At 38.2% G+C, this 11896-nt stretch carries 7 protein-coding genes and 1 pseudogene; 6 read left to right on the top strand and 2 right to left on the bottom strand.

The window, feature by feature from the left end; all coding sequences use genetic code 11:
- Positions 1–96 precede the first annotated feature (96 nt).
- On the bottom strand, positions 97–300 hold the full coding sequence (gene cspD, locus J7I96_RS02890) for a cold-shock protein CspD (protein WP_134783366.1): 204 nt from the start codon (positions 298–300) through the stop codon (positions 97–99).
- Between the two features lie 895 nt (positions 301–1195).
- Here cspD and J7I96_RS02885 point away from each other — a divergent pair.
- Entirely contained in the window at positions 1196–2770 is a 1575-nt protein-coding gene (locus J7I96_RS02885; protein WP_251029082.1) for a peptide chain release factor 3, read from the top strand.
- Positions 2771–2919: 149 nt separating this feature from the next.
- Here J7I96_RS02885 and J7I96_RS02880 read toward each other — a convergent pair.
- A pseudogene (locus J7I96_RS02880) lies at positions 2920–3087 on the bottom strand (transposase); the annotation flags it as partial.
- A 1306-nt stretch (positions 3088–4393) separates the two neighbouring features.
- Between J7I96_RS02880 and dcuS the strand changes: the two are divergent.
- From dcuS to nhaC, 5 genes are all read left to right on the top strand, one after another.
- Positions 4394–5989 carry a DcuS/MalK family sensor histidine kinase gene (gene dcuS / locus J7I96_RS02875; protein WP_311315178.1) on the top strand — a complete coding sequence of 532 codons (1596 nt, stop codon included), beginning with the start codon at positions 4394–4396 and terminating at the stop codon, positions 5987–5989.
- A 1-nt stretch (position 5990) separates the two neighbouring features.
- Positions 5991–6698: a response regulator gene (locus J7I96_RS02870; protein WP_214922899.1), complete on the top strand. Its 708-nt coding sequence runs from the start codon at positions 5991–5993 to the stop codon at positions 6696–6698.
- 293 nt (positions 6699–6991) lie between these two features.
- Positions 6992–8686: an NAD-dependent malic enzyme gene (locus tag J7I96_RS02865; protein ID WP_214922901.1), complete on the top strand. Its 1695-nt coding sequence runs from the start codon at positions 6992–6994 to the stop codon at positions 8684–8686.
- A gap of 120 nt (positions 8687–8806) precedes the next feature.
- On the top strand, positions 8807–9754 hold the full coding sequence (locus J7I96_RS02860; protein ID WP_214768822.1) for an AEC family transporter: 948 nt from the start codon (positions 8807–8809) through the stop codon (positions 9752–9754).
- 696 nt (positions 9755–10450) lie between these two features.
- Positions 10451–11830, top strand: coding sequence for a Na+/H+ antiporter NhaC (gene nhaC, locus J7I96_RS02855; protein WP_214922903.1), 1380 nt, complete (start codon positions 10451–10453; stop codon positions 11828–11830).
- Positions 11831–11896 lie beyond the last annotated feature (66 nt).

Raw genomic sequence — 11896 nt, 5'->3', positions numbered from 1 at the left:
TGAATATTTCGCATGTACACATAAAGGAAAGGATGCCGCCCAATATGGGCGGCATCCTTTTGCATTGCCTATCAATTATGTTTGTGTATCAATGCTTTAGAGTTTTACGACGTTTTTAGCTTGAGGTCCGCGGTTTCCTTCTTCGATCTCAAATTCAACCTCTTGACCTTCATCAAGGCTTTTGTAACCTTCTCCTTGAATGGCGGAAAAATGTACGAAAACATCATCTCCGTTTGGTACTTCGATGAAACCAAATCCTTTGTCACTATTGAACCATTTCACTTTACCTGTTACTGTCATTCGATGAATCCTCCTAAAAAGTTAAAAAATATTAATGGTGATGATTTTACCTAGATGGAAAAATCAATTTCACACATTATCCAACACCCTCATTCAAGTAAAATTATAATACGGCGATGCTTGATAATATGTGAAAGCCTACAGGGAAAATTACCACAATAACCTCTGGAACAATTTCCAGTTTTTTAGTATATACCCACCTTTATAAAGGATAAAACAAATGAAAGTAATTTATACATTCCCATTTGGGGAAAATAATATTAGATAGGTTTTATATGGGGAAATATAACGATATTGTTGCGCGGAATTTTCCTTGATTGAAATTTGACTGGGGATTCCATGTCCAATATGAAATGCCTTTATGGTTGAAATCAGGAAAACAATTTGGCATTAAAGTTTTCTGCGAAAATAATCGGGTATAGGATAAGAAAGAAAGGACTGATGAAAAATGAAGAAATTATTAAAAAGGGCTCTCATTTTTGCTGCTCCAATCATATTCAAGGAAGTAAAAAAACGCTGGAAGAACAAGCGGAGTCAAAAAACGTTTAAAACTGCAAGGTAAATGAATAAACCATGAATAAATGAACGGTAATCATATGGATAAAGATAAGGGGCGCTGCTTAAGCGTCTTTTGTTTTGCCATCTGAACAAATCCCCTAATGGGTGTTTCATTCACCTCTACATCTTTCCTTCATATCGTGTTAAAATAGAAAGGTTGATTGAAATGAATGCTGAGTAGCCAATGCTTAAGCCTTATGATATATTTCTTCTTACATATATTGTGTATGATCAGGATTTTTGCATACAAAGAAAGGTTGCCATTCCAATGTAAAAAATACAGTAAACCTCCTATAAATTTTTTTATCGATGACTCCAATAATGAAAGGAACATATTATGACTAATTTAAAAGACGAGGTTCAATCCCGACGGACCTTCGCAATCATCTCTCACCCGGATGCCGGGAAAACGACTTTGACAGAAAAATTATTGCTGTTTGGCGGCGCGATCCGCGATGCCGGAACAGTTAAAGCTAGAAAAACAGGGAAGTATGCAACCAGTGACTGGATGGAAATTGAAAAGCAACGGGGAATTTCCGTTACATCTTCAGTCATGCAATTCGATTATGATGACTTCCGTGTCAATATTCTCGATACACCGGGCCACCAAGATTTCAGTGAAGACACATATCGTACACTGATGGCCGTTGATAGCGCCGTGATGATCATCGACTCGGCAAAAGGTATCGAGGATCAAACGGTTAAATTATTCAAAGTATGCCGGATGAGGGGTATACCGATTTTCACTTTTATCAATAAAATGGACCGACAAGGTAAAACGCCGCTCGAATTGCTTGCCGAACTTGAAGAGGTATTAGGAATAGAAACATATCCAATGAACTGGCCGATCGGGATGGGAAAAGACTTCGTGGGCATTTACGACAGGTTCAACAATCGGATTGAACAGTTCAAAACTGAAGGGGAAGAGCGTTTCCTTCCGTTGAATGAAGATGGTGAACTCGAAGTGGATCATAAACTTAAGGATTCCCAGTTATATGAGCAAACTTTGGAAGAAATCATGCTGTTGACGGAAGCGGGTAACCAATTCTCTGAAGAAAACATTGCGAATGGAAAACTTAGTCCTGTATTTTTCGGAAGTGCTTTAACGACATTCGGTGTTCAGACGTTTTTGGATGCTTATCTGAAGTTTGCACCAGCTCCACAAGCACGGATGACAACGTCAGGTGAAATGGATCCTGTCAGCAATGATTTTTCCGGTTTCATCTTCAAGATCCAGGCGAACATGAACCCAAAACACCGTGACCGAATCGCCTTCCTTCGCATATGCTCCGGTAAATTCGAGCGGGGAATGAGCGTCAACTTGAGCAGGACAGGGAAACCGATCAACCTTTCTTCCTCTACCCAATTCATGGCTGATGATCGAAACACGGTAAATGAAGCGGTAAGCGGAGATATCATCGGTTTATATGATACTGGTAATTATCAAATTGGCGATACGATTACCACAAGCAAAGACATGTTTCAGTTTGAAAGGCTGCCTCAGTTTACGCCGGAACTATTCATGAGGGTAACAGCTAAAAACGTCATGAAACAGAAACATTTCCATAAGGGTATTAACCAACTTGTACAAGAAGGGGCAATTCAGCTCTTCAAAACGGTTAGGATGGAAGAATATCTGCTTGGTGCGGTTGGGCAGCTTCAATTTGAAGTATTCGAGCATCGAATGAGGAACGAGTACAATGTTGAAGTAGTGATGGAGCGCATGGGCAGCAAGATTACACGCTGGGCTGAAGATGAAAAACTTGATGAAAATCTTCATAGCTCAAGAAGCATCCTTGTTAAGGACCGGTTTGATAAATATGCATTCTTATTTGAAAATGAGTTTGCACTTCGTTGGTTCCAAGATAAAAATCCTGAAGTGGAATTATATAATCCAATGGATTTGAAATAATGAAGAAGCCCGTGTTCTATACACGGGCTTTCAGTTTATAGATAAAAGGGGTTCGGAATTAAAAAATTCTGAACCCCTTTTGAAATTCCCTTTGAATTTTCGCCTAAAGTTAAGAGATTGCGGCTCTACGAGCTCACATGTTAGGCCATTTATGGACCTCGCCATGTCCAATTGGCCATCTTCTTTAAATTAATGGCAGCGAAAGTAAGCATCGCCTGCATTGACAATTTTTTATGTCCCCTTAAAGTAGTCCAACGCATACAATGCTTTTCTTTTGCATCTGCGAATACACGCTCAATCGTTTCATTACGTTTTGATACTTCTATTTTAAGACAAAAATGACTCTAGGCAAAAGTGTTCTATCTAAAAGGTAAGACAAAGTTGATTGGAACGGAAGGTACGAGACTCCTGCGGGAAAAGCGCGTCTAGGGGAGACCCCGCAGGCGAAAGCCGAGGAGGCTCCCCGACCGCCCGCGGAAAGCGAGTGCCTGTAGTGGAAATCAACGTCCAAATTGTACAGGCCATAAAAATAGACAAACTCGATTTTCATCGAGTTTGTCTACAGTCTATAAAGCCCGTGTTTTATACACGGGCTTTTTCCTTTATCTGGGGCATTGTTTAAATATCGAAAGGGTTTTTTGATAGTACCTTAAACATGGTTCCATACTAGGGAAAATGACGACCCTTAATGGTCAAAAAGTCTAGATAGGGTAGAAGATAAAAAATCAATCGGGCTTCGACTTAACCTGGAAAACAAAATCACTAGGCTGAGTAACAGCTTGGTACATTGGGTCAGTAACCCCTGACATTTGGGATGTAAATCATTTTAATCAATAGTTTAACTGAAAAACTCCGGATAGTGGAGGTTGTTCAGCTTGTAGAATAAGGTCCCTTTTAGGGTCTAAATCTGCAAGCTTTTTTGTGAAATCAAAAATAACAGATTCCAGATAAAAGTAATAATTCTATGTTTAGGCCATTTTACACAATTGATGACTAAGTCTAACCTTGAGTACTCTCTTTATTACTTTGTTGATTTGAAATCTGTTGAAAATGCGTGTATTTTAATCATTCCTCCTGTTTTAAACATGTCGATTTTAGATATACGGAAACATGGGGATAGAAGATGGTATACAGCTGTATTTTTGAAAATTAAATAGTAACTAATTGGAAAGGTTAAATAAGAAAATCATAGTAACTTCGAGCATTGTAAGAATTGCTGGGATATTCCGCTAAACTTCTTATGAACTGCATAATGCTAATAGAAAACTTGTGGATTTAACCTTGGTGCAGGAGTAGTATAGCAAAAATCACTTATATTGAACTATCGAGGTAAGTTGTTGTTAAGACATTAAAGGGGAATAATTAATTTATATCCGAGCCTACGAAGGTATAGTCTGTTTTTTTTATTTGGAAAATATTGCGGTTGAATCAGTGTTTTTAAGGATAACATTAGCAAATGGTTAGGTTATATATATCTTCTCTCAATTGATTTAAATCACTTGGCTACCTTTTTGAACTTGATACAGTACCGAATAATTGTGTGATGTAAGCAAAATGAACATACTTAACATAAAAGTATCCCTTAAAGTTAATAGAGTTTTTAGACCAAAGAGGTGTGTAGAAGTGAAGAAAGGTAAATGGAGTCTACAGTTTACTATTATGATACTGGTGTGTGGGGTAGTAGCCCTCTCATTATTCATTACAGATATTCTCATTAGCCAAACAGTTGCAGATACTATAGAAAAGAGCCAGACTGAAAAAGCAGTAAACGTAGCACGCATGGCAGCGCAAACTCCGCTTGTAATCGAAACGTTAAGTGGAAGTGAGAACAATAAGGAAGTTCAGCAATTTACCAATAGGATAAAAAAATCGACAGATGTAGAATTTGTAGTAATAATCGATAATAATGGAATTCGGAAAACTCACCCCGATCCAAGTAAAATAGGAAAAAAATTTGTTGGAGGGGATGAGAAAGATGTGTTAAGAGGTAGAGAGCACATTTCTATTTCCAAAGGAACTTTAGGCAGGTCTTTGCGTTCTTTCACCCCTGTTTATAATTCAGAGGGTAATCAAATTGGAGCCGTGGTGGTCGGTATTTCCCTTCAAAAAGTTAATGAAGCTGTTTTAAAAAGCCGTTTTAATATTTATGTAGGAACAGTTTTTGGAATATTAACCGGAATTGCCGGCGCAATACTTTTGGCAAGGTATATTAAGAAAATATTATTTGGGCTGGAACCTTTTGCTATTGCGAAGGTTTTAAAAGAGCGAAATGCCATTTTACAATCAGTTCGAGAGGGAATCATAGCGGTAGATCAGAGTTCAACCATTACTCTCGTAAACAAAGCAGCTTTAAAGATATTTAAGAAAGCGGGCATTAATGAAAATCCAACGGGTAAAAAGGTAACTGGTTATATGCCTGACGCAAACCTGGATAGAATCCTGGAGACCGGAAAAGTCGAATTAGATAAAGAGCAGGATTTAAAAGATAGTGTCTTACTAGTGAATAGGGTACCAGTATTTGTGAAGGATGAAATCGTAGGGGCCGTGGCTACATTTCGTGATAAAACAGAAATACATATGCTGGCGGAACAGCTGACTGGAGTCCGCTTATACGCTGAATCGTTAAGGGCCCAGTCGCACGAATTCATGAACAAACTTCATGTAATACTTGGTATGGTGCATATGCATTATTATGATCAGCTTGCAGCATATATTAGTGACCTTGTTGATCACAGAGAAAATGAGATAGGTTTTATTACCAAAACCGTTAAAGATCCAGTACTAGCCGGTTTTTTAATTGGAAAACTAAGTTATGCAAGGGAAGCAGGTGCCAAGCTGGCATTATCCTCTGACTTTCAATTGCCCGAACCAGATAATGCAGCTATTACTCATGAGCTAATTACGATAATAGGAAATTTGATTGACAATGCTATAGAAGCAGTAGAAAAAAGGCCCGTTAAACGAATTGAATTAAAGTTTGATTATGCAGATGAAATTTTAACTATTGAAGTTCATGATACTGGACAGGGAATATCTGATGCCAATCTTAATCATATCCTTCTAAAAGGATATACAACAAAAGGAGTGGACAGGGGGATTGGTTTATATTTAGTTAAGGCAAGCCTGGATAAGCTGGGGGGAGATCTCAATATTAGTTCAAAAGAAGGTCAAGAAACAACGTTTGTGGTTTATATACCATACAAAGCAAGGATGATGTAGGATGATTAAGGTAATGATCGTAGAAGATGACCCGATGGTTGCAGAGTTCAATAAGCGCTATTTGAATCAAGTCGATGGCTACGAATTAGCTGCTGTCTGTTCCTCAGTGGATCAAGCTCTGAATGTATTGGAAGATCAAAGAATAGGGTTAGTTCTATTAGACATTTTCATGCCTGGGAAAAATGGACTCGATTTACTCTCGCAAATTCGAGAAAGTGGAAAAGAGATAGATGTTATTGTCATTTCTGCTGCGTCGGACATTGAGAGGATTCAGAAAGCATTAAGACTAGGTGCTGTTGATTATTTAATTAAGCCGTTTGAATTTGACCGTTTTAACGCGGCCTTATCAGCATATCGGAATAAATTAGATTTTATTCAAGATAAAAATATGCTAAATCAAGAAGAATTGGATTATCGAATTTTGCATCAAGAAGAAATTCATTTACCAGAGGAATTACCGAAAGGATTAGCTCAAGATACCTTAAAGATTATATGGAATGTGATACTGGTATTTAAAAATTCTCCCTTTTCAACGGAGGAAGTCGTAAATGTGGCGGGTATATCCAGGGTATCAGTAAGGAAATATTTAAAATTCATGAAGGATATCGGTGTCCTTGATGTTAAGGTAATCTATGGAACGGTAGGCCGACCAGTCTCCCAACACAAATTTAATGATGAAAAGAGCCATATTATTCAACGTTATCTGTAAGCAGCCAAAGTGCTGCTTACTTTTTTTAATTACATAATACTAAAATTAGTTAAATAAGCTAGTGTCCTCCGTAAATGACTACTAAGATATAGACTGGCGATTGAGTTATTTATAAATTTTCCACAAGATTGAACAAATAAGCAGTAATGAGGGAAGTATTCTTTTTTGTGCTGTATATTTATTTTCCTTTTTACAGTTTTCTTTTAGTAATTACACTTCCCCAGGGAAGAATATACTCTATTGCCTGGTAATGATGATTTTTAAATATACATTTTTAGGAAGAGGGAACGTCTATGACAGCTTATGAAAAGACAAAAACGGGTTTGGATACAACTTTAAGAGGAAAAGGTGTTCTGTCAAACCCATTTATTAATAAAGGGGTCGCTTTCACTAAGGAAGAAAGAAAGGAACTAGGATTGGTAGGCTTGCTGCCATCCCAGGTGCTTACTCTTGAGGAACAAGTAAAAAGAGCTTATGAACAATTCTCCACTCAACCTAGCAATATTCGGAAGAATGGAATGTTATATGATTTATTTAATAGGAATGTGGTCCTGTTTTACCGTCTACTTAAAGACCATCTAAGTGAAATACTGCCAATCATTTACACACCTACTGTAGGAGAGGCTATTCAACAGTACTCCCAAGAATATCACCGTCCAGGGGGTCTTTACCTATCTATTGATAATATGGAGGGAATGGAAGATGCATTTAAAAACCTGGACCTTTCATCTGATGATATCGATTTAATAGTTGTTACAGATTCTGAAAGTATTCTTGGAATTGGAGATCAGGGAGTAGGTGGAATTAACATAGCCATTGGCAAATTGGCAGTCTACACAGCAGCTGCGGGAATTGATCCAAGCAGGGTGCTACCTATTGTCCTGGATGTTGGGACAGACAATGAAAGCCTGATTAGTGATCCACTGTATATTGGTAACAGGTTTGGGCGTGTTCGCGGTGATGAATACACCGAATTCATTGATTTATTTGTTAAAATGTCTCAAGCCTTCTTCCCAAGGGCTTTACTTCACTGGGAAGACTTGGGAAATGTAAATGCACGAAATATAATCGATAATTATGGCGAGAAAATTCTCACTTTTAATGATGATATACAAGGTACAGGTGCGGTAACACTAGCCGCCGTAATGTCTGCCTTACAAGTAACTGGTGTTCCTTTAAAGGAACAAAGGGTTGTTGTTTTTGGTCCAGGTGCAGCAGGGATCGGTAATGCTGATCAAATGGTTGAAGCCATGATCCTAGATGGCGTTTCCAGAGAAGAGGTATATGGTAAATTTTGGGAAGTCGATTATCGTGGATTGTTGATAGATGACACTCCGGATGTTTTGAAATTCCAAAAGTCGTATTGCCGGAAAGCTGAGGAAGTCGAGGAATGGGAGCGGAATGAAGTCGGAATTATTCCATTATTAGAGGTAATAAAAAGGGTTAAACCAACCATCTTAATCGGCACTTCTGGTCAAACGGGGGCTTTCTCGGAAGAAGTTGTAAAAGAAATGGCAAAGCACGTGGAACATCCAATAATTATGCCGATGTCAAATCCGACTTCCTTAGCGGAAGCTGTTCCTGAAGACCTTATAAAGTGGACTCAAGGTAAAGCCTTAATAGCGACAGGAAGCCCGTTTGATGATGTTGACTATAATGATGTGATTTATTCAATCGGACAATCTAATAATGCATATATTTTCCCAGGACTTGGACTTGGTGCAATTGTCGCAGAAGCAACAAAAGTCTCTAAGGGAATGCTTGCAGCAGCCTCATCTGCTGTTTCAAGATTATCGGATAGCAGTAAGCCTGGTGCTTCTCTACTCCCTTCAATCAAACAATTGCAAGAGGTTTCTAAATCTGTAGCCATTGAAGTGGCAAAGACAGCCATTGAAGAAGGTATTGCGAAAGCGGATATAACAGATATTGAAAAAGCAATAACAGAATCCATGTGGAAGCCGGAGTACAAAACTATTCGTGGGAAATAAATCCAGTTTATTTTGTTGTCTCAAAAGAAAGGGTATCCCTTTTTAGGGGAATCTCCGTATAAGTCAGTCATAGTAATCTTTTAAATAGGACAATTTTTTGGAAAGAGAAGTGCATCTCGAGTGAATATTGGGAATATATTTTTAACATTAATACCCATCTTTTTTACAATTATTATTGGTTATTTGGGTGGGTATTTTAAAGTTTTTAATTCAGAATCATCCAAAGGGCTTAACACGTTAGTTACAAAATTTGCATTACCTGCACACTTATTCATTGGGATCACAACAACCTCAAAACAAACCTTAATTAATCAATGGTCATTTTTCTTAACTATGACCATAGGTGTTATTGGCTTTTACATTATCCTTTTAATAGTGGCTCGGTTGGTGTTTAAATTCGATTTAACTAAAGCATCTATGTTTTCATTGAACGCAACTCAGCCAGCCTTTGCTTTTATGGGGATCTCTGTATTAGGGAGCTTGTTTGGGGCGCAAGAGATAGCTATACCTATTGCGATTACCGGTATTGTGGTGAATGCCCTTCTGGATCCATTAGCAACAATAGTTGGTACGGTCGGACAATCCGGATTGGGTAAATCTAAAGATGAAAAAACAAACATTCTGGGTATCGTTTTGCATGGTCTAAGCGAACCGCTTGCATGTATTCCCTTACTTGCTGTTGTATTAACACTATTAGGGTTCCAGGCACCGGATATCATAAAAAATGCACTCGAACAAATTGGGTCAGTGACATCTGGGGTTGCATTATTTGCTGTTGGTGTAACCGTGGGTATTCGTAAGATTAGCTTACGACCAATTGCTTTTGGTATTTCCATTTTAAAAGTTGTGGCTATTCCATTATATATGATTCTGGTTGCTCATCTAATTGGCCTTGATCATGCAGATACAATTAAAGCCATTTTACTAGTATCATTTCCGGGATCTGCTGTAGCAGCAATGATTTCAACTAGATTTGATTCGTTATCAACTGAAACAGCATCTTCATTTGTAATTAGTACCATTCTATCTTTAATTACATTACCTATCTATATAACCTTGTTAATGTAGCCTTCTAAGTATCCATCCTTCTTGGATGGATACTTTTCAACGGAAGTTTGTGAAATACTTAACAAACTTATTGTATAACATTAACCTTTATTTGAAAAGAGGAGATGTTGGCTATTTTTATTTAAGGCTATGTTAAAGGTAAAGGTAAATTAATAAAATAGATAGTTTAAAGGTATAGATGGCGTTTTAATAAAGGTATAAGCCCAGGAAAATGCGTCGCAAAAAGTATCAATTGCAAAAGAATTTGTGTAATTACACATTCGAATGCAGCAGTTGATGAAATTTTAAATCTAAATCTTCGGCGTATAGGAATCATAGTTAAAAACCAAATGATCTGAAATCAGGAACGGTTTGCTGTTCATTTAGGTGGGACTAAGACATAACTGAAAGAATTGTAGGAACATCGGTATTGGATTAAGACAGGGCATTATTTGGGGGCAAGCAAAGAAGAAGATGTATATCTTCAGTATACTAGGCTTAACCTATACGGCGAAGTATGGGTTTTCTTTTTGTGATAAAAAGGAATGAAGAATCGAATTCTACTAAAATAGATTATTATTCCTTTGACAATCTCCTGAAACTCCTTTATATTTAGCTAGTGCTTTAGTACTTAAAAGCGTTTCAGTAATTGTGAGGAATTAAAAGGTGCGAGCCTTACCTCAGAGAATACACAACATGAAAGTGGGGAAATACATCATGCGTCTTGAAGATGCAAAGCTAAAACTCTCCTTACCTGAAGCAATTGGGGTTTTGGCCATTCTTTTCTTAATCATTGCAACTGGTATCATTCATTATGGACTTGCCCCCCATATTCCAATTATAGCGGCAATCCTATTTCTATTTGTTTATGGAAAGTTCAAGAAGCTGCCATTTTCGATTATGGAGGCGGCTATCGTCAAAGGTGCAGGCACTGGTATGGGAGCCATTTATATATTCTTTTTCATTGGAATGCTAATTTCGATCTGGATGGCAAGCGGGACAATCCCTACCATCATGTTCTATGGGTTTGACTGGATTTCCGGTGAATATTTCTATGCAATCACATTTCTGGTGTGCTCGCTAATTGGGCTCTGTATCGGGAGTTCACTTACAACATCAGCCACAATCGGCGTTGCTATGATAGGGATGGCGGCGGCGATGGATTTATCGTTGGCGATTACAGCCGGTGCAATCATTTCCGGTGCATTTCTTGGAGATAAAATGTCTCCATTATCCGACTCTACCAACCTTGCATCAGGAACGGTTGGAGCACCATTATTTGAACATATTAATAATATGCTTTGGACTACGATTCCAGGTTTTTTCATATCGCTAATCATCTTTTACTTCCTTTCACCGAATGTCAAAGTTGCTCGCGTTGAGGAAATCGAAGCCATGACCAAAGCACTGGAAATGGAAACGAATATAAGCATATGGAGTTTGATTCCGTTTGTCATCGTTCTAATCATGGCTTTGAAAAAGGTGTCAGCGATTCCGACATTGTCAGCAGGAATCATTTCGGCGGCTGTCATTGCTTTCATACAAACCCCAAGTTTGACGGTTGCAAAACTAGCGGATATCTTATACGGCGGTTTTGTACTGAAGAGTGGAATGGAACAACTTGACTCAATCCTATCGCGGGGCGGAATTGAAAGTATGATGTTCTCCGTTTCGATGGTGTTGTTGGCATTGGCGATGGGCGGACTATTGTTTGAATTGGGAGTCATTCCTTCTATTTTAAATGCAATCCAGGATTCATTGACGAGTGTAGCGAAAGTGATTTCGGCTACTGTATTTGCAGGTATCAGCGTGAATTTCCTAGTGGGTGAACAGTATTTGTCAGTTATACTGCCTGGGAAAGCCTTTCAGCAGAAATATGAAGATTTAGGCTTGCAGCCCAAAACGCTTGCGAGGGTGCTTGAAGATGCGGGAACAGTTGTGAATTCTCTTGTTCCTTGGGGTGTCTGCGGTGTATTCCTGACACAGGTATTGGGTGTTTCAACCCTTGAATATGCTCCATTTGCATTTTTCTGCCTACTTTGTCCTTTGCTCAGCCTGATTTCTGGCTTTACTAAAATCGGTATCCATTATAAATGAAAAAAAAAACAGGCGGTCGGATTCGACTGCCTGTTTTTTCATGATAACTTACATAACTACAGAGAA

Origin of the sequence: Bacillus sp. ISL-78 (assembly GCF_018613455.1) — a bacterium.
Classification (GTDB): domain Bacteria; phylum Bacillota; class Bacilli; order Bacillales; family DSM-1321; genus Peribacillus; species Peribacillus frigoritolerans.
This window is presented reverse-complemented; position numbering and strand designations above follow the sequence as displayed.